We start from the raw sequence: 19,096 nt of genomic DNA, 5'->3' as shown, positions 1-19,096 counted from the left end.
CGCCATGACAGAACGTCCGCTCAAAGGAATCCGCGTCATAGACGTCACGACATTCCTGTCCGGCCCGTCGGCCACGCAGCTCCTGGGCGACCTCGGCGCGGAGATCATTAAGGTGGAGTCCCTCGAAGGTGACTCGAGCCGGGCGATCGCGGGCCCGAAACTGGGTGGTGAGAGTGCCTACTACCTGTCCAACAACCGCAATAAACGCAGCATCGCGATCGACCTCAAGTCGCCGCGGGGGCTGGATGTCATGCGCGCACTCATCGCGGATGCCGACGTCGTGATCGAGAACTTCCGGCCAGGAGTCACAAAGCGGCTGGGACTGGAGCCCGACGTCGTCCTTGAGAAACATCCCGCCTTGATCTGGGCCTCGATCAGCGGATTCGGCCAAGAGGGCGCTCTACGCGATCGACCCGCATACGACATGGTGGTGCAGGCTCTTAGCGGCGTCATGAGCCTCACCGGGCACCCAGGCTCCCCTGCCGCCCGCCTCGGCATCCCCGCAGGCGACGTGGTGGCGGGGCTGTACGCGGTCATCGGCATCCTCGCCGCACTCCATGCCCGGAGCGACACCGGTCGCGGCCGCATCGTCGACATCTCGATGCTGCGCGGCCAGCTCGCGATGCTCTCTTACCAGGCCCTGTATACATTCATCAATCAGGTAGCTCCAGAACCACAGGGCGCCGCGCACGACTCGATCGCGACCTACCGTTCGTTTCGCGGCGGAGACGACCGCGAATTCGTGGTCACAGCCAACACACCGCGTATGTGGGAGGGCCTCTGCCACGTCCTCGGACTCGACGATCTCATCGCCGACGAGCGCTTCGTCGATGCTGCCGGGAGGCTGCGGAACAAGGAGGCCCTATGGGCGATCCTGGAAGATCGAGTCTCGGAGAAGCCCGCGGCGGAGTGGGTGGACCTGCTGACTGCGGAGTCCGTTCCGGTCGCGCTCGTAAAGAACGTTCTTGAAGCGCTCACCGACGCACAGAATGCCGATGACGGCTCCCTCATCACTGTGAGCAATGGCCTCACCGAGTTCGAGAACGTCGCTACCCCTATCCGCTTCGTTGACACCGTCGACGTCGCGCCGACCTACCCGCCCGAGTTGGGCGCGGACACAATCGACATCCTGCGCAACGGTCTCAGGCTCAGCGAGGAGGTCATTGCTTCACTCGTGGCCGACGGAGTTGTCGGAGCCGCCGCAACCGTGGTCGAGCCGGTGAGCTAGTCCTACAGTCGCTTTCCTCGGCAGCATCAGGGTTCGCGTTGGGGTCTGCCCGTTTCAATCGTGCGCCCTGATGCGGCCAAGGTTTCATTGAGCGTCTGCAGGATTCTCGCGGTGTTGCCGGCGTCCTCCTCGCTCCAAGCGCCAAGGCACTCCATCAAGGCGGCTGCCCGCCGCTCATCGATGTGACGGAGCTTGTCGGCTCCTAAGGAAGTGAGGGCCACCAGCCGGGCCCGTCCATCGCTTGGATCTTTCCTGCGGAAAACGTAACCTTGCTCCTCCAATTCCGCGATGTACCGGCTGAGGACCGGGGCGCCGACTCCCAGCCGCTCGGCCAACCGGGCGGCACGGGAGTCCCCCTCGCTTACAAACCGAAGCACGAACTGAAGGGCAACGCCGGTTTCCTCCGCTCGCTGGCTGGCGGCTACGATGCGCCGCACGGCACGCTGGAGGCCGAAAATCTCGTGGCCCAAATTCGCTGCTGTATTTGACGTTAATTCCATGGCTCCACGGACTCCTCGCTTGGTTGCCTGGGTAATGTTCCAACGGGGCCGGGGGCGAGGCGGGCCTGGACCACTACAGAGGTGGTCAGAACAACGGCAAGTGCGGTTGTAGAGCTAACCGAGTCAACTGATCGGGTGCGCTCAGCCCACGGATACTGGCAGCCTGCGCCCAGCGAGCCCGCGCGGTCTCTTGGCAACAAGATCCGCCAACGCACGGAATGCGAGCGCGGCGGGATCGTCCTGTTGTTCGATGACCACCGGGATACCCTCGTCGCCGTGGGCTCGCAGGACCGTGCTGAAGGGGATGGATGCGATCCGTGTGACCGTCTCGTCCTCGGTGGACAGGGCTGCGGCAACGGCGTCGGCACCGCCGGCGCCGAACGGTTCGAACGTTGAGCCGTCGGCAAGGTCCATCGGGGACATCGTCTCGACGACGCCGATGATGCGCTGGCCGAGCTGGCGGGCGAGCTGGCCGCTGCGTACGGCCACTCCGGCGGCCGCCGACTGGGGGGTGGTCACCACAAGCACGTCGGCGTGCGGAAGCAGATGCCCAACGGAAATCGCGACGTCGCCCGTTCCCGGTGGCATGTCGACGAGCAGCACGTCGAGGTCTCCGAAGAACACATCCGTGAGGAACTGCTCGAGCGTTTTGTGCAGCATCGGACCCCGCCACGAGATGGCGGTGCCCTCGGCCCCTTCGCGGAGGAACATGCCGATCGACACTACCTTTACTCCGTGAGCGACCGGGGGCAGCACGAGCTCGCCGACGCGCGTGGGCCGTGCGATTCGGCCATCCGGCGCCACCAGACCCATAAGCCCCGGGATTGAGAAGCCGTAGACGTCGGCGTCGATGAGCCCAACGCGGAGGCCGCGGTCGGCCAGCGCGACGGCCAGGTTCGCGGTGACAGTGGACTTGCCCACCCCGCCCTTGCCGCTCGTGACGGCGATGACCCGGGTGAGGGAGTCGGCCGTGAATGTCGTGGTGGCGCGCGGCTTGCCGTCTCGAAGCCGTGTCACCATATCGGCTCGCTGCTCGTCCGTCATCACCCCGAGCTCGACCTTCGCATCATGGACTTCGGGGACTCCAAGCACGGCGGTGCGTACGTCGTGTTGGATCCTGTCAGCGGCCGGGCAGCCGACGATGGTGAGCAGGACGACGACGGATGCCACGCCGTCGTGCACGGCGACGGCGTCGATCATGCCAAGATCGGCGAGCGGCCTGCGCAGCTCCGGGTCGATGACGCCGCCGGCGGCGGCGCGGACGGCGACCTCGATCTGCCCGGCGGCACCGAGGCCGGGCTGGGGTTCTTGGGTCATCTGGCGTCCATGCCATTCCCACGGGCGACACGCAGCATCTCGTCGCGGTCGTGGAGCTTCACGCGCTCACGCCCTACCGATTCCCCTGCGGCGACCTCGGCGGCGTCGATCGTTTTCCACGCCGCCCAGTCAACAACGTGAACGCCGCGGGACTCGAGCAGATCGTCGACGTCGGCCGCTGTTGAAGCAGTTGAGACACGCCCAGGCGCGGAGACGTCTTCGAGGAGCGACGTCACGGTGTCCAGTGCGCAGCGCCGGTTGGTGCCGACGACGCCGGTGGGTCCACGCTTGATCCAGCCGGCAATGTACACCCCATCCACAACGCCGTCGCCGTCGTGGACGCGGGACTCGACATGGGGCACCGTGTGGGTCGTCTCGTTGAACGGCAAGCCGACGAGGGCCTTTCCGCGGTACCCGACCGAGCGCAGCACGAGTTGCGTCTCAAGGGTTTCGGTGACCGCTGGGTCGGTGGTCTGGGTGAGACGGATCGCCGTGACGGCGCCGTTTTCACCGAGAAGTTCCACCGGTGAACGGTCGAACACGAATCGCACGCGCCGATCGCGACCGAGCACTCCGCGGTCCACCGCCTTCTTGAACGAACTGAACAGGCGCTTCGCGGCGGGATCCGAATCGAGGTGCGCCTGCTCCTCGGCGCTGAGCTCAAGATCCGCAGGGTCGACGATGACGTCACAGCTCTCCACCTCGAGAAACTCCAGGAATTCCTTGTTGGTGAACTTGGCGAAGGCGGGGCCGCGGCGGCCGACGATGACGACCTCCCGGAAACTACTCGCGGCGAAAGCGTTGACGATGTGCTCGGGCACGTCGGTGGCCCGAAGCTCTTCGACGCTCAGCATCAGCATCCGCGCCGCATCGAGTGCGACGTTGCCGACGCCGATGACCACCGCGCGCTGGCCGGTGAGTGCGAACGACTGCGGGTCGCTGTCCGGGTGTCCGCCGTACCACGAGACGAATTCGCGCACGGCATGGACGCCCTCCAGGTCTTCTCCGGGGATGCCGAGGGACCGGTCGAGCGGGGCTCCGGTCGCGAAGACCACGGCGTCGTAGTGGGCGCGCATTTCGTCGAGCGTGATGTCCTTGCCCACCAGCACGTTTCCAAGAAATCGAACGCCAGGCGTCTCTTCGAAAACCTCGGCGAACGAGGTGGTGATGGATTTGATGCGCGGGTGATCCGGTGCCACTCCGTACCGCACGAGACCGAACGGCGCGGGGAGGCGCTCGAAGACGTCCACCTCGATAGGAGCCTCTGATTCCTCGGTGAGGAGCTGGGCGGAGTACGAGCCCGAAGGACCCGAGCCGATGACGGCGACCCTGAGAGCGGCCATGATCACTGCCCTCCGCGGCGCGAAAGCGCGAGGATCTCGTCAACGTCGAACGCGATCTTGCCGGCCTTACGGCCACTCTTCGGGGTCTGGACCCCGGCGAAGAAGCGCTCATTGAGTTCGATGTACTGCTCCTGATCGCTGGGGAGCTCGGCGTCGTAGTAAATCGCTTCGACAGGGCAAAGACTGACGCAGGCCCCGCAATCGATGCACAGGTCCGGATTGATGTAGGTCATGCGGCCGCCCTCGAAGATACAGTCGGCCGGGCATTCCTCCATACAGCTCTTGTCCTGGACGTCGACGCAAGCCTCGGTAACCACGTAGACCATAATGACTTCCTTTCTGTACTTCTCGTAGTGGCCGGGCGTCAGGCCCGTTGCTGCAGTTCTTCGACCAGTGCGGTGGCCGTTCCGCGGCCAGCGAGCAGCCGTCGAGCCTGGTTGAGTGCGCGCACCCAGTTGACGGTGACGGCACCGCAGGCGATGCCACCGGCGTCCGCGTGGATAACGGCGACGCGTCCGTCTTCGAGCAGGTCGCCGAGAACGATCGAGCTGCCCGCAGAGTCGCGCCAGCCAACCGAATGCACTTTCCAGTCGTACTGGTCGGACCACACGTAGTCGGTCGAGTTGTACGGTTGCATGTCGCCGCCCGTGATCGCCGTCGCAACGTACCGCGCCTGGTCGCTGGCATTGGTCCAGTGCTCGGCACGGTGATCCAGCCCCCGGCCGGGATGCGGCCACCGGGCTACGTCGCCGATCGCGTAAACGTCGTCCGCCCCGATCGCACGAAGAGACGAGTCGGTCAGAACCCCGTTGTCAATGGTGAGGCCCGAGCCGACCAGCCAAGTGGTTGATGGGATGGAACCGATACCGACCACGGCGGTGGAGGCCTGGAGCCGCGTGCCATCATCGAGGACAACAGTGAGCGCGCCTGCCTCACCCTGGATGTCGACGACGCCCACTCCGAATCGCGTCTCCGCGCCGTTACGCAGATGGAGGTCCACGAGGATGTCTGCAATCTCGGGGCCGACGAGGCGTGCCATGGGCTCCGCAACCGGATCGACGACCGTGACCGGGCAGCCGGCCTTGAGCGCCGCTGCGGCGATCTCAGTGCCGATGAATCCACCGCCGACGACGACGACGGGCTCCTTGAGCGCGAGACGCGCGGAGATAGCGCGCGAGTCGTCCAGGGTACGGAGCTGAAGCACGCCCGACGGCGGGTTCCACGGCGATGGCCGGGCGGCCGCTCCGGTTGCAATGATCAGCACGTCGTACTGCACACTCGAGCCGTCAGCGAGGGCCACTGTGCGGGTCGCCGTGTTGAGCGCGACGGCGGCGGTACCGAGCCGGATGTCGATGGCGAGCTCGTCGAGTTCGGCGCGAGTGATCAGGAGGTTGCCCTCGATCACCTCATCAGACCAGTCAGATGCCAGGAGGTGCTTCGATAGCGGCGGCCGGTCGTAGGGGAGATCCTTCTCGGCGCCGATCAGGGTGATCGGCCCGGTGTGGCCGAGCGTTCGGAGGCCCTGCGCGGAACGGGTTCCCGCGAGCGAGGCCCCGACAATAACGACGTGACGGTCAACTGTTGTGGCCATTTCCGAGTCCTTCTCCTCTTCATCGAGTTCGCGAGGCCGGGACGCCGGACACTTTCGCGAGGCGTAAACGACTCGATGTGTTACCGCTGAACGGAACACTCAGTCGCTATAACGCAACACCCCAAGTATTGATCCTGCGGGAGAGCAGTGTCAACCCAAGCACCGTCGGCGGTCAGCGGGCAATGGCTGAACGGGGCTTGATTGTGCCGCTGATGTAGCCCGTGAGCCGTTTTGCGGCCTCCCGTACAGACGCGGCCAGCGATGAGGAGTGTGCGGCATTGAATCGCGCCTCGGGGATGGTGATGCCAGTGGCGCCCACCACGGCCCCCGAAGGTCCGAACACCGGCGCCGCGATCGCGATCGCGCCCTCAATGCGCTCCCCGTGAGTGATGGCGTAACCCTCTTCGCGGATCTTCTCGAGGCGCACGAGGAGCGTTTCGGCGTCGACTACCGTGCGACTGGTGGCCGCACCGAGCGGGCCGCGAGCGATTTCATCCCGCACACCCTCCGGCAGGAACGCGAGAATCGCCAGCCCGCTCGCGCCGGCATGCAGGGAAAGCCAGATATTTTCCGGCAGCGTGTAGCGGAGCGGATGGGGCGATTCGACGGTAAGTGTGAACATCATTTCGCGCCGCCGCTCCCCGTAAACGCCAAAGAAGGACGATTCGCCGGACTCCTCCGCGAGTTCGCGCAGCGTGTCATTGGCAACCTCGTGCAGGGGAAACCGGGCCGTCGTCGTCCAGGCGATCCGGAGAAATTCGAGACCGAGCCGATACGACCCATGCGAAGTGCGACTCACCAGGCCGATGCGTTCGAGGTCGGTGACTAGCCGGTGCACGGTGCTCGGACTCACCCCGAGACGACCGGCCAGTTCGCGCACGCCGTGCACATCCTGGCCGCTGTCGACCATGAGCGTAAGTAGCTCGATGCCGCGCGCAAGGGGGTGGCGGAGCCGTGGCTCGTCTACGGCGACGCGCTGCTGGCCATCAGGCTGTGGGTTCATCATTCACTACTCCCGCTGGCGCCAGCCCGGCCGCTTGACTTTCCTCGGCGGTGCCAGCAATCTTGGGTTATATAACAGAACGACTGTTCCGTTGTGTACGACGGTAGTTCACCACCACCATAATGTCGACAGGGCCGGTAGCGACGCGACCGTCGCCGCCCCGTCGCAAAGAAACAGAGGACGCGGGTCATGATCACGGCGCAGCATAAATTGAACAGACGAGAAGCCAAATGACCGCGGCGAAGCGTGTCGCCGTCGTCAGTGGGGGCGGTGCAGGAATTGGGTTCGCGATCGCACAGCGACTTTCCGAGGCCGATTTCGCTGTGGTTATCCTCGACATCGGCGAGGGTTCGGCTGAGAGTGCCGCACAGTCGATCACCGAAGGGGGCGGAGTCGCCCGGGGATATCGCGCCGACGTGAGTGACCGCGGAGAGGTGGATGCGGCGATAGACGCTGCACGCGATGAGCTCGGGCCCATCTCAGCAGTTGTCGCCAACGCCGCGGTGGCGATCCAACAGCCGTTCCTCGACATGACACTGGAGCAGTGGAACCGCACCCTCGCTATCAATCTGACCGGCACGTTCAATGTCGTTCAGTCTGCGATCCCGGATCTCGTGGCGACCGGCTGGGGACGGATCGTGCTGATCTCCTCCTCGAGCGCGCAACGCGGGGCACCCAATATGGCTCACTACGCCGCATCGAAGGGTGGGCAGATGGCTCTCACCAAGGCGCTCGCGATGGAGTTCGCCAAGTCGGGTATCACTGTGAACACGGTCGCGCCATCGTCTATCGACACGCCAAGCGTGCAGAAGAAGCGCGACGCCGGGAAAATCCCTTCGGCGGCCGACATGGCGAAGTACATCCCGGTCGGTCGCGTCGGAACTGGTGAAGACATTGCGGCAGCCGTCGGGTATCTGGTGTCGGACGGCGCCTCGTACGTAACCGGTCAGACCATCAGCGTCAACGGCGGGTCGTTCATCGGATGACAACGAACCAGCCCCGAATCCCCCCGCGGCCCGTCGACGAGTGGGACGATGAGGTCGACCAGGCTTTGTCGATACTCTCCGTGCAGGGCCACGGCTCACCGTCCGGCCCCTCACAGCGGCCCGAGTCGCACATCATCGGGATCTATGCCTGGCATCCGGACCTCATCCGTGGGTGGATGCCATTTTCCAACCACTTGCGCCGCTCCTCGCTCAGCGACCGCGTTCGCGAGATCGCCATCATCCGAACAGCGTGGCTCAGCCATGGCGAGTACGAGTGGGCACAACATGTACGCATGAGTCGCACGAACGGCTGGCTTACAGAGGCCGAGCTCGAGGCGCTGTTCGTCGGTCCGGATGCGGAGGAATGGTCGCCAGAGGATGCCGCAGTGGTGCGGGCGATCGACGAAATGGTCCAAGCCAAGAACGTCTCGGAACCGGTGTGGGACGAGCTGGAGGCGCAGTTCACGCGGCCGCAGCTCATCGACCTGGTGTTTACCGTCGGAACCTACGATATGCACGCCATGGCATTCGCTACCCTGGGCCTGCAGCTGGAGCCAGGCATGCAAGGATTCCCCCCACGCCACAACGCGGAAAGCCAGGACTGATAAATGTCGAACCCGAACTCGATCGGCTCACTGACCTGGGCAGTGCGCGACTCCCTGATGCGTTATGTCACAGTGATCGCTGGCGGCTCGTACGAAATCGACGGGCCGGCGACAATCGACGACTCCGGCGTGTTCACGTTCCCGCTCGTCCGCGCGGTGGCCTCCGACGGCGGCTGGCGCCTGTTGTTCGCCGGCTCGCTCCATTTCACAGCACACCACGGCCTCCTCGACATCCGGATCATCGACCCCGAGATCGTCGTCGGGCCCACGAGCGGAGCCCTGCTCGCGCGCACCGAGGTGGACTCCACTGAACTTACCGCCATCGTTGAGCTGGGAACCGCGACGCCCGCGCAGGACGGTGATGTTCTGGTCTGGGATGCTGTGCCCTCGAAGCTGCTCGGGTCCGCCGTCGAAATGTTCGGCACGGTATATCCTGCCGGCACCGACATGGCACCCCTCGGCATCCGGATCACGATAGATTCGTAGTCATGTCCCGAAATGCGCCCGAGCCGCGGCCGATCCAAAGCGACCGTCGACCACCCACGGAGCGCAATAATGTGCGCGGAGAGGCGACCCGCCAGGTCATAATCGCGGCTGCCGAACGCCTGTTCGCCGAACGCGGCATATCAGCGGTGCCGCTCCGCGACATCGGCATTGCGGCCGGCCAGCGCAACCACGCAGCGGTCCAGTACCACTTTGGTGACCGCGACGAGCTGGTTAAGGCAATCATGGAGTCGCGGGGCGCCGAAAGCGAGGCACATCGAGCGCAGGTGGTAACGAGCCTGATGATGGGCAACCGAACGCCCACCATCTCGGATGTCGTCGACGCCTTCGTGCGCCCTCTCGCCATCCATATCAAGCCCAACAACCACTACCTGGCGTTCCTCTCCCTGCTGATCACGGGACAAGGCGGTTATGAGGGTCTGGATAACCGCGACATTCACGCGGGAGCTTCGGTACTCACCCTTGGAACGCTTCTCGGCCGCCTCGTGACAGAACTGCCGCCCGCCGTGCTGGACGAGCGCTGGTCGCTCGCCCGGACGAGCGCCGTGCACGCGCTCGCCCGGTACCAGTCTGCACAGCAGAAACGCGAGCACCTGCCCGCCAAGATCGAAGTACTGATCGACGACCTGGTGGCATTCCTGTCAGCGGGACTCATCGCCCCGCTTGCGAGCACCGACCCGCGTGCTCGCTGATTAGGCCCTCAGCGCTCAGGCGCTGAGGTGTCCCATGAAGTTCGAGGCCCAGTCGTGGAGACTGGCGGGTATGTAGTAGTCCGCGTCGTCATTGATCTCATCCCAGTGCTCGACGACGGCCTCCAGGGGCGCTACGCCGTCACCCTCGTGGACCCATCCCGGGGTAATACCGAGGAACCACCGCGCGAACCGGCCGCCTCCGGCGACGAGTATTTCGCCGTTCACCTGACACGACTCGTGCGCGAGGTAGGCGACCATGGGCGAGACGTGGGCGGTGTCCATCGCCTGCATGCGCGCCTTGTCCACAGCCGTTGCGGTGACGATGTTGGGCTTCGTCGCCGACTCGCTGGGTCTCGTTACCGCGTTCGGCGCGATGCAGTTGACGAGGATGCCCTTTGGCGCGGCCGCCACAGCGAGGCTGCGGGTAAAGCCAATAAGAGCTCCCTTCGCCGTCGCGTAGGCGAGGTTGTCGGCCAGGCCGAGCATGCCGGTGGACGTGGTGGTAATGACGCGCCCGTAGCCCTGTTCCTCCATATACGGCCACGCAGCGCGGGTGGTGTGCCACGTACCCCGAAGGTGCACATCGAGGGTGCGCTCAAGGTTGTCCGCATCTGCTTCCGGGAAAGTGGCCCACCGTGAAATACCGGCGTTGTTGACCACAATGTCGATGCGGCCGAACTCCTTTACCGCGGTCTCAACGATCGAGTGGCAGCCGTCTTCGCTGCCGACGTTATTCGTGTCGGCTACCGCTTCACCGCCCGCGGCAATGATTTCCTGAACGACGTCGTTGGCGGGGCCAGCGTCGTTTCCCTCACCCTCCTTGCTGCCGCCCAGGTCATTGACGACCACCTTTGCGCCGCGTTCAGCGAGCAGCAGCGCATGGGCTCGACCCAGGCCTCGACCTGCTCCGGTCACAATAGCGACCCGTCCGTCGTACCGAAGGTCATCGATAGCGTTCATCATTCTCCTTTGAAGTGATCTTGAGCCGATATCATCACATCAGCTCATATTCCGCAACCACGTAGAGTGCAGAAATTCCGCGCCAATATTGCTTGATGTTGTCTTTTTTCAGCACACGTGCTTATATATCGCACATAGCCCAAGAGTATCCTCATGATGGAGTGGGAGCAAGGAAATGACAGTGAAGTCAGACAACGAAGTCGATGTAGACGTACTGGTGATCGGCGCTGGAGTCGTCGGAATCTACGCCCTTTACCGGGCAATCGATGCGGGATTCACCGCACGCACGCTGGAAGCCGGCGACGGCGTCGGAGGTGTCTGGTACTGGAACCGCTACCCAGAGGCACGCTTCGACTCCGAGAGCTATACCTACGGATACATCTTCTCCAAGGAGCTGTTCCGCGAGTGGCGCTGGCGGGAGGAATTCGCGACGCAGCCCGAAATCGAGGACTACCTCAACTTTGTCGTCGATCGCTTCGACCTGCGTAAGAACATCAGCACGGGACAGCGGGTCGTGTCCGCGGTCTACGACGAAACAGACGCCATCTGGGTGGTCACAACCGAAGCGGGCGAGACCACCCGCGCACGCTGGGTCATCTCAGCGACCGGCGGACTCTCGGTGCCGCACCTCCCCGAGATCGAGGGCCTCGACGACTTCCAGGGGGAAGGGCACCACACCGGTGCGTGGCCGCACACGCCGATCGATTTCACCGGCAAGCGCGTCGCGATCATTGGCAACGGCCCCAGCGGCGCCCAGCTGCTGCCGGCAATTGTCGACGTCGTCGAATCAGTCGACCTCTACCAGCGCACCCCGACCTGGACCACACCCCTGAACAACGCACCAATCACCAGCGAACGGTACGAATGGCTCCACGATAACTTCGAGGACATCGTGACGGTACTCAGCACGTCGCCGTCGGGGTTTCTCCACGAACCTGCCGGGAAGTTCTCCACCGAGGACTCGGCAGAAGCCCGCCAGGAGTTCTACGAGAAGATCTGGACGAGCCCCGGCTTCGCGAAGCTGACCTCGAATTACTACGACATGACCACGAACCGGGACGTCAACCTCGAGTTCTGCGAGTTCCTCGCCAAAAAGATCCGCAGCATCGTCAAGGACCCTGTCACTGCCGACCGTCTCATTCCGAAGGACCACCTGTTCGGCGCGAAGCGTCCGCCCTTCGTGACAAATTACTTCGAGTCGTTCAACAAACCGAACGCCGGCCTCATCGCACTCAAGGAAACGCCGATCGTGCGCGTAGACGCGACCGGGATCGAGACCACGGAGGGACACCGGGACTACGACATCATCGTGTACGCCACCGGATTCGACTTCGGAACGGGCGCCCTCACCCGGATGGGCGTCAAGGGCCGCGAAGGACTCGATCTGAGCATCGACTGGGCGGACGGCCCGTCCGACTTCGGTGGGTTCAGCGCAAATCGCCTGCCGAACTTCTTTTTCCCCGGGGGTCCGCACGGAGCGGGCGGCGGCAACTACCCGCGGTACTCGCAGGACCAGGTTGATTGGATCCTCGACACGATCATTTATGCGCGCGAACAGGGCTACCACAGCTTCGAGCCGACGGCCGCGCAGGAGGCAATCTGGATGTCGATGATCGAGACCCTCGCTCCCCTTTCGATCTTCTCCGTCGAACACAGCCACTACTACGGCGCCAACGTCGAGGGTAAGCCGCGCAAGTTCCTGCTCAACCCGGGTGGCCGCGGAAAGTTGCACGAAATCCTGGACGGGGTCTCCTCGACTGAAAACTACGGGGGCGCGTTCACCTCGGCTCACGAGACAGTGGCAGCCGGCTGAGCCCGGCGGCAGCGCTGCAGGTATCATCCAGTTCAAGGAGAGCGGCATGACCGAAAATGACCAAGCCTTCCGCGTGAAGTCGGTGTTTCATCCGACCATGCACGTGCCAAGCCTCGACGCGTCGGAGGATTTCTTCACTCGCGTCTTTGGGCGGCCGAGTACAAACATCGGCACCGTAATGACGTCCCCGCCGGCTCCGGGCCATTCAACCGACTACTCGAATTACACGATGGTCGCAGACGTACTCATCGACAGCCTCGAGCCGAAGCGGTATTTCACGGGCGGAGTGCAGCGGTATCCCGATATCGACACCGGCCACCTGAACGCGGTGGGTTGGTACGTTGATGGTGCCAAAGACCTATACCAGGCGTTCCGGTCCGCTGGCGTCCGCCTCGTCGATGCGCGTGACGAGGCGCTCGACGACGAGGACTGGAGCGGCGGCCCGGCACCGTTCTACTCCTTGGCCGAGGACGCCGGGATGAGGTACCAGTTCTTCGAGACGTTCCCCTTCCCGCTCGACCCGCGGTTCGACCCCAGTTGGAGTCCATCCGCCGTTCACGACGGCGGCCCACTGGGTATCGCGCGCACCTCGCATCACACGATCCTCACCACGCGACCGGATCGAGCCCTCAAGGTCGCCGTCGACGTCCTGGGTGGTGAGATCATCCGGTCGGGTGGCGATAGCGTCCGGGGAGTATCCGGGCCCTACGTGCGTCTGGCCGATGCCGTGTTCCACTTTGCGACCCCCGACGCCGGCACTCCGGCTGCGGCTGATCATGCGCACGGCACGGTCGACGCCTACCATGCGATTACGTGGGAGGTTGAGGACTTGGACCGCGCCGCCAAGCACCTGACAGCGAACGGAGTCGGCATCGCGGCGCGCTCGGCCACCTCGCTGGTGACCGACCCGGCCACCAGCCTCGGCGTGCCCTGGGGATTCACCACTGAGCCAGCCCAGCACCGGCCTTCATGATCGTCAGCGACCCGCTGGCGGAGCACTCGCTTCCCTCCCGCGCGCGCCAGCGCCTCATCGTCGCGGTGCTCGCATTCGCAGGGGCAAGCGCTTCGTTCCAGCAGACCATCCTGATCCCCATCCAGGGAGCGCTCCCGGAGCTCCTCGATGCGAGTCCGGACGATACCGCGTGGGTGATTACGGTAACGCTCCTGGTCTCCGCGATCTGCACGCCGATCGCCGGTCGTCTCGGAGATATGTTCGGCAAACGCCGCATCGCTCTGGTGCTTCTCGGGTTGCTCATCGCCGGCTCGGTGGTGGCTGCGCTTGCGCCGACGGTCCTGCCCCTCATCATCGGCCGTGCCCTGCAGGGGACGGGACTGGGAGTCATCCCTCTCGGCATCGCCCTCCTCGGCGACTCGATCGCCCCGTCCCGCCTGGGATCGTCCATCGCGCTCGTCAGCGCGACCCTCGGCGTCGGGGCGTCACTTGGGCTGCCCATCAGCGCCTTCGTCACCGAGCATGCCGATTTCCGTGTGCTTTTCTGGGTAGCCGCGGGAATCGGCGTGATCACCCTCGTGCTCGTGTTCCTGATCGTCCCCGAACGCGGCAAACCGCCGGGAGGGGCGATCGACGCGGGCGGTATCGCGGGCCTTACGCTCGGGCTGGTCGCTCTGCTCCTGGCTGTCTCCTGCGGGAACACCTGGGGGTGGACGTCGCCGGTGACGCTGGCACTGCTCATCGGTGGCGTCGTTGTCTTTCTCGCTTGGGGAGCATACGAACTGCGGGTGCGGGATCCCCTCGTCGACCTGCGGGTCAACGCGCGTCCGGCAGTACTCCTCACCAATCTCGCGTCCGTCGCCATGGGCTTTGCCCTGTTCGCATCGAGCATCGCCTTTCCGCAGCTTCTCCAGTTCCCCGCCGAGGCGGGCGGCCTCGGCCTGCCACTGCTCACCGCGGGACTGGCGCTGATGCCCTCCGGTTTAGCCATGCTCGCTATGTCACCTATTGCCGGCCGTCTCGAACGGCGGTTTGGCGCCAAACCCTCGCTCGTCGCGGGATCTTTGATTATCGCCGGATGTTATGCCGCATCGATCAGTCTCAACCTGCAGCTGTGGCACATCCTCCTCATCAACGCGTTCACGGGTGTCGGCGTCGGGCTCGGCTACGCCGCCATGCCGACCCTCATCATGCAGGCGGTTCCGCGGAACGAGACCGCTGCCGCGAACGGGCTGAACGCCCTCATGCGCGGGCTCGGCACAGCGACCGCCGCGGCCGCCATCGCCGCGGTCCTGACGAGCTCCGGGATCTCCCCCGACGGATCCCCCGTCTCCCCGGGCGGACGGTTCGACGGCGCGTTCACGCTTGGGCTCGCTGCCGCACTTGCCTCGGCGGCGATCGCTGCCTTCATTCCGAGACGCAGTGACCCCATCTCACCCCCGGATGTGCACCCGCACGTCCATTCCCATGCCCAACCCCAACAGAAAGCGACCATCATGACCGATTCAACGAATGCCCCCCGCGAGATCCTGATCGCCCTCGTGAACGCCGTGGACGGAAAGGATGCCGAGTTCAACGCATGGTACTCCGACACGCACATCCCTGAGGTGGTTGCCCTACCGGGGTTCGTCAGCGCGCAGCGTTATGAATTTGCCAGCGACGCGCCGACGGCCTACCGGTACGCCACGGTGTACGAGATCGAAGGCTCCGCGGCCGACGCGCAGACAGTGCTGTTCGGTGCAGGACTCGGCGGCACCGACACGCAGGATCTGCCGCAAATGTTCTTCGGAGCATTCGCCCCCATCGGAGGCCCAACGAGCGACCCACGCGCGCTCGATGGATAATCACGACATCCTAAAGCCCGGGTACCACGTCAGCTTGCGAGTGGGGTCAGAAGTCCTGAGCGGCGTGGTGGACGCAGTGATGCCAGACAAGTCCTGCTTTTGGATCTGGGCTGACGGTGGCATGGGCCGACGCATGATTGACGCCGGCGATGTGGCTGCCGTCGGAGCGGAACCCAGTTACTGAACCAGCATCTGCGGTCCTTGGCTCGCAGCCCCGGATGGGCTCCAGGGATCTCGACTCTTACGGGCGCTTAGAGGCAGCCCCTGCATGCGATGCTGACGGGCTTCGCGGCACTGCGCATTGCTTCGCGTGCCGCCAAGGTGGCATGACTAAGCCGACGGGGGTGACCCGGGTCAGAGAGCAGCGGGCGACGGCGGGACCTCCCGCCGTCGCCCGCTGCTCTTTCAGCACGTGGCTCAGTACGCCTTAACGCGCTGTTCCACGATGAGATGGATGAGGGCGAAGACACCGTCCTCGTCGATGGCCGCCAAGGCGGCGTCCAGTGCGGCCGGAACGTCACAGTCCTCGGTGACAGTGATCCCGAAACCGCCGAAGGCCCGGGCCATCAGGCCGAAGTCCGGGTTCTTCAGCTGGGTTCCGGAGACGCGCGAGGGATAGTGACGCTCCTGGTGGGTGCGGATGGTGCCGTATTCCTGGTTGTCCATAACGATCACCAGCGGCGTGGCCCCGTACTGGGCCGCGGTGGCCAGCTCCTGGCCGTTCATGAGGAACTCGCCGTCCCCTGCGATGGTGACCACGCGGCGCCGGGGTTCGGCCAGCGATGCCGCGATGGCCGAGGGTACGGAGTAGCCCATGGAGCCGTTACGGGCACTGATCATGGAGGCGTAGCGGCGCGTAGGAAAGTAGCGGTGGGCCCAGTTGGTGTGCTCCCCCGCGCCGAACGTCACCAGTGAATCCTCGGGCAGCCTTGGCACCAGGTTCGCCATCAAAGTGTCCATCCTCGCCTGACCCGCTGCCGGCGCCGCCGGCGGAAGCGCGGCGAACCGCTCCTGCTCGCCCCGCATCCGGTCGGTCCACGCTTTCCACTCTTCCTTCGCCGGCAGGTCGATCCCCACAAGGTCGCGGACAAAGGCCTCGGGCTTGGCCAGGATCTGCCGCGAAACGGGTCCCGACCGGCCACGGAGTGAGGGGTCGGCCGTAACCAGGAAGTTCTTTTTGTTCCAGTCCTGCCGGCAGACGAATCCGTCCGTAATCACGTCGCCCGGCACCGTCCCCACAAACACCAGCAGGTCGGTTTCCTCAAACAGGTCGTACGTTGGGCGGGGGCGGCCGTAGCCAATGGGGCCCACGTAGGACGGGGAATCGAAGGAGACCGTTCCCTGCGTCCGCCATTCAGCTGCGGCCGGAATATGGTGCCGTTCCAGCCATTCGGTCAGCTGGTCAGCTGCTCCCTGCGTCCAGTCGTTGCCGCCGGTGACAAAGAGCGGCTTGCTGGATTCTGCCAGCGCAGCCTCCAGGGCGGCGGCGTCGGACGTGCTCATGCCGCCTGCCGCCACCGGAATGGCGGGGTGCAGCGCCGGGTCAATCTGCTGCCGGATAATGTCCTCCGGCAGGCCCACCACCACCGGGCCAGGCCGCCCGCTCATGGCCGCAAACATCGCCTCGGCCACGATCTCGGACGCCCGCTCCGCGTGGTCAAGGACCATCACGCGCTTCGCCCCCGTATCGAACCAGGCCTTGATGTCGAACTCCTGGAACGCCTCGCGGTCGCGATGTGCGAAGGGGATCAGGCCGACGAACAGCAGCATGGGGGTGGAGTCCTGCCACGCGGTGTGCAGGCCCACATGTGCGTTGGCCGCGCCGGGCCCCCGGGTCACCATCGCTATGCCCGGGCGCTGGTGCATCTTGCCGTCGGCCTCGGCCATGTAGGCGGCGCCGCCCTCGTGCCGGCAGACGATTGTTTCAATATCCGAGTTGTGCAGGCCGTCCAGGACGTCCAGGAAGCTCTCGCCGGGAACCACATAGGTGCGCTCCACACCATGGGCCACCAGCGAATCAACAATCACGTGCCCGGCTGATTTCAGGGCCTGGCCGGTGTCGGCGTGAGGCACCTCCGGATGGTGTGCCTCCCGGGAGACTTGCTCGGAATTCCCGACGGCGGCGGGCAGGGTGTGGGATGCGGTCAGGGTTGCTTCGGTTTCCGTTGTCATGGGCTTTCTTTGGCTGTTTGGACTGGTTTTTGTAGTGGATGGTGCGGGGTTTATCTGAAGGTCTCCGCGGGCGGGTTGGCGATGACGGGGGCGGTGCCGGTGAAGCCTTCGCGGGTTTCGGCGATTTCACGGATGCGGGCCCGGCAGGCGTACCAGCCGAACACCATCAGCACGGAGGCGATGGCCGTGACCAGCATGGTGAGGGGTGAGTCGATGAACACCATCACGAGGACGCTCGCGAGGAAGAGCAGCGAGAGGTAGCCGGTGTACGGGGCGCCGAACATCCGGAATGACGGGCGTTTGAGCCAGCCTTTGTTCGCCCAGCGTTGGAGCTGGATTTGGCAGAGCACAATGGTTGCCCAGGTCATGATGATGCCCACGGACGCGACGTTCAGCACGATTTCGAAGGCCTGTGCGGGCACCAGGTAGTTCAGCGGGACGCCGAGCAGGGACACTCCGGCGGTGATGGCGATGCCGCCGTAGGGGACGCCGGCCTTGTTCATCCGGCCCGCGAACTTCGGGGCGGAGCCGTTCACGGACATGGAGCGGAGTATGCGTCCGGTCGAATACAGGCCGGCGTTCAGCGAGGAGAGCGCGGCGGTGAGGACCACGAGGTTCATGATGACGTCTACGCCCTGGATGCCGATGGAACCGAAGAACGTCACGAACGGGCTGACGCCCTTTTCGTAGGACGTGTAGGGCAGCAGCAGGGCGAGCAGGATGACGGAGCCGACGTAGAAGACCGCGATGCGGAAGACCACGGAGTTGATGGCCTTGGGCATGATCTTTTCGGGGTTCTCGGTCTCGCCGGCGGCGGTGCCCACGAGTTCGATGGAGGCGTAGGCGAACAGGACGCCCTGCATCAGGATGATCATGGGGAGCAGGCCGTTGGGGAAGACCCCGCCGTTGTCCGAGAGGAGGCTGAGGCCCACCGGTTGGCCGTCCACGGGCGTGCCGAAGATGACGAAGTAGGTGCCCACCACGAGGAAGACCACCAGGGCCGCGACCTTGATCAGGGCAAACCAGAACTCCATTTCGCCGAAGACCTTCACAGAGACGAGGTTCAGGGCGAGGACCACCACGAGGGCGATCAGGGCCCAGGCCCACTGCGGGACAGCAGCCATCCACGGGATGTAGTTGCCGAAGAAGTTCATGTAAAGCGCTGCGGCGGTGATGTCCACGATGGTGGTGGTGGCCCAGTTGAGCCAGTAGAACCAGCCGGAGACAAACGCGGCCTTCTCGCCGAAGAATTCACGGGCGTAGGAAACAAACGAGCCCGACGACGGACGGTGCAGCACCAGCTCACCCAGCGCCCGCAGGATCAGGAACGCAAAGAAACCGCACACGGCGTACGCGATGACCAGCGACGGGCCCGCGGCGTTAAGCCGGCCACCGGCGCCCAGGAACAGGCCGGTGCCGATCGCCCCGCCGATCGCGATCATCTGGATCTGCCGCGGCTTGAGGCTCTTGTGATAGCCCTTGTCCTCCGCGTGCAGGGCAGACTCAGAGGCGTGCGCGTGGCCGCCGTCGGCCTGTTTCAGTACATCCTCGTCATTGGGGCTGATGGGCATGGTTGATCCTTTCGA

At 64.7% G+C, this 19,096-nt stretch carries 17 protein-coding genes; 8 read left to right on the top strand and 9 right to left on the bottom strand.

The window, feature by feature from the left end; translation table 11 throughout:
* Positions 1-4 precede the first annotated feature (4 nt).
* Complete coding sequence (locus tag AU252_RS12530) at positions 5-1,228, top strand: CaiB/BaiF CoA transferase family protein (protein ID WP_205630570.1); 1,224 nt, start codon at positions 5-7, stop codon at positions 1,226-1,228.
* Between the two features lie 26 nt (positions 1,229-1,254).
* On the opposite strand, the gene AU252_RS12525 is transcribed toward AU252_RS12530, so the two are convergent.
* From AU252_RS12525 to AU252_RS12500, 6 genes are all read right to left on the bottom strand, one after another.
* Positions 1,255-1,728 (bottom strand): MarR family winged helix-turn-helix transcriptional regulator, encoded by a 474-nt coding sequence (locus tag AU252_RS12525; protein WP_058931006.1) that lies wholly within the window; start codon positions 1,726-1,728, stop codon positions 1,255-1,257.
* Positions 1,729-1,869: 141 nt separating this feature from the next.
* Positions 1,870-3,045 carry a P-loop NTPase gene (locus tag AU252_RS12520; protein ID WP_058931005.1) on the bottom strand — a complete coding sequence of 392 codons (1,176 nt, stop codon included), beginning with the start codon at positions 3,043-3,045 and terminating at the stop codon, positions 1,870-1,872.
* Positions 3,042-4,388 (bottom strand): FAD-dependent oxidoreductase, encoded by a 1,347-nt coding sequence (locus tag AU252_RS12515; protein WP_058932909.1) that lies wholly within the window; start codon positions 4,386-4,388, stop codon positions 3,042-3,044. The genes AU252_RS12520 and AU252_RS12515 overlap by 4 nt, the downstream gene beginning before the upstream one ends.
* A gap of 2 nt (positions 4,389-4,390) precedes the next feature.
* Positions 4,391-4,714: a ferredoxin gene (gene fdxA, locus AU252_RS12510; RefSeq protein ID WP_058931004.1), complete on the bottom strand. Its 324-nt coding sequence runs from the start codon at positions 4,712-4,714 to the stop codon at positions 4,391-4,393.
* A gap of 38 nt (positions 4,715-4,752) precedes the next feature.
* Entirely contained in the window at positions 4,753-5,979 is a 1,227-nt protein-coding gene (locus AU252_RS12505) for an NAD(P)/FAD-dependent oxidoreductase (RefSeq protein ID WP_058931003.1), read from the bottom strand.
* A 172-nt stretch (positions 5,980-6,151) separates the two neighbouring features.
* Positions 6,152-6,985: an IclR family transcriptional regulator gene (locus AU252_RS12500; RefSeq protein WP_058931002.1), complete on the bottom strand. Its 834-nt coding sequence runs from the start codon at positions 6,983-6,985 to the stop codon at positions 6,152-6,154.
* Between the two features lie 227 nt (positions 6,986-7,212).
* On the opposite strand from AU252_RS12500, the gene AU252_RS12495 reads away from it, so the two are divergent.
* The 4 genes from AU252_RS12495 to AU252_RS12480 are packed head-to-tail and all read left to right on the top strand — an operon-like array spanning position 7,213 to position 9,769.
* Complete coding sequence (locus AU252_RS12495; protein WP_058931001.1) at positions 7,213-7,968, top strand: SDR family oxidoreductase; 756 nt, start codon at positions 7,213-7,215, stop codon at positions 7,966-7,968.
* Positions 7,965-8,573: a carboxymuconolactone decarboxylase family protein gene (locus tag AU252_RS12490; RefSeq protein WP_058931000.1), complete on the top strand. Its 609-nt coding sequence runs from the start codon at positions 7,965-7,967 to the stop codon at positions 8,571-8,573. Before AU252_RS12495 ends, AU252_RS12490 begins: the two co-directional genes overlap by 4 nt.
* Before the next feature lie 3 nt (positions 8,574-8,576).
* The gene (locus tag AU252_RS12485; RefSeq protein ID WP_058930999.1) at positions 8,577-9,059 is read left to right on the top strand and encodes an HtaA domain-containing protein; all 483 of its coding nucleotides are present in this window, start codon (positions 8,577-8,579) and stop codon (positions 9,057-9,059) included.
* Between the two features lie 2 nt (positions 9,060-9,061).
* Entirely contained in the window at positions 9,062-9,769 is a 708-nt protein-coding gene (locus tag AU252_RS12480; protein ID WP_058930998.1) for a TetR/AcrR family transcriptional regulator, read from the top strand.
* 15 nt (positions 9,770-9,784) lie between these two features.
* Here AU252_RS12480 and AU252_RS12475 read toward each other — a convergent pair whose 3' ends face one another.
* Complete coding sequence (locus AU252_RS12475) at positions 9,785-10,732, bottom strand: SDR family NAD(P)-dependent oxidoreductase (protein WP_205630569.1); 948 nt, start codon at positions 10,730-10,732, stop codon at positions 9,785-9,787.
* A 178-nt stretch (positions 10,733-10,910) separates the two neighbouring features.
* Between AU252_RS12475 and AU252_RS12470 the strand changes: the two genes are divergently transcribed.
* The 3 genes from AU252_RS12470 to AU252_RS12460 are packed head-to-tail and all read left to right on the top strand — an operon-like array spanning position 10,911 to position 15,338.
* Positions 10,911-12,542 carry a flavin-containing monooxygenase gene (locus AU252_RS12470; protein ID WP_205630568.1) on the top strand — a complete coding sequence of 544 codons (1,632 nt, stop codon included), beginning with the start codon at positions 10,911-10,913 and terminating at the stop codon, positions 12,540-12,542.
* Positions 12,543-12,588: 46 nt separating this feature from the next.
* Entirely contained in the window at positions 12,589-13,515 is a 927-nt protein-coding gene (locus AU252_RS12465) for a VOC family protein (protein ID WP_058930996.1), read from the top strand.
* Positions 13,512-15,338, top strand: a complete 1,827-nt coding sequence (locus AU252_RS12460) for an MFS transporter (RefSeq protein WP_083510364.1) — start codon at positions 13,512-13,514, stop codon at positions 15,336-15,338. The genes AU252_RS12465 and AU252_RS12460 overlap by 4 nt, the downstream gene beginning before the upstream one ends.
* A gap of 417 nt (positions 15,339-15,755) precedes the next feature.
* Here AU252_RS12460 and AU252_RS12450 read toward each other — a convergent pair whose 3' ends face one another.
* Positions 15,756-17,510, bottom strand: a complete 1,755-nt coding sequence (locus tag AU252_RS12450) for a thiamine pyrophosphate-dependent enzyme (RefSeq protein WP_058930994.1) — start codon at positions 17,508-17,510, stop codon at positions 15,756-15,758.
* 50 nt (positions 17,511-17,560) lie between these two features.
* Positions 17,561-19,081, bottom strand: a complete 1,521-nt coding sequence (locus AU252_RS12445) for an amino acid permease (protein WP_058930993.1) — start codon at positions 19,079-19,081, stop codon at positions 17,561-17,563.
* Positions 19,082-19,096: the final 15 nt, after the last annotated feature.

Source organism: Pseudarthrobacter sulfonivorans (assembly GCF_001484605.1).
Lineage (GTDB): Bacteria > Actinomycetota > Actinomycetes > Actinomycetales > Micrococcaceae > Arthrobacter > Arthrobacter sulfonivorans_A.
This window is presented reverse-complemented; position numbering and strand designations above follow the sequence as displayed.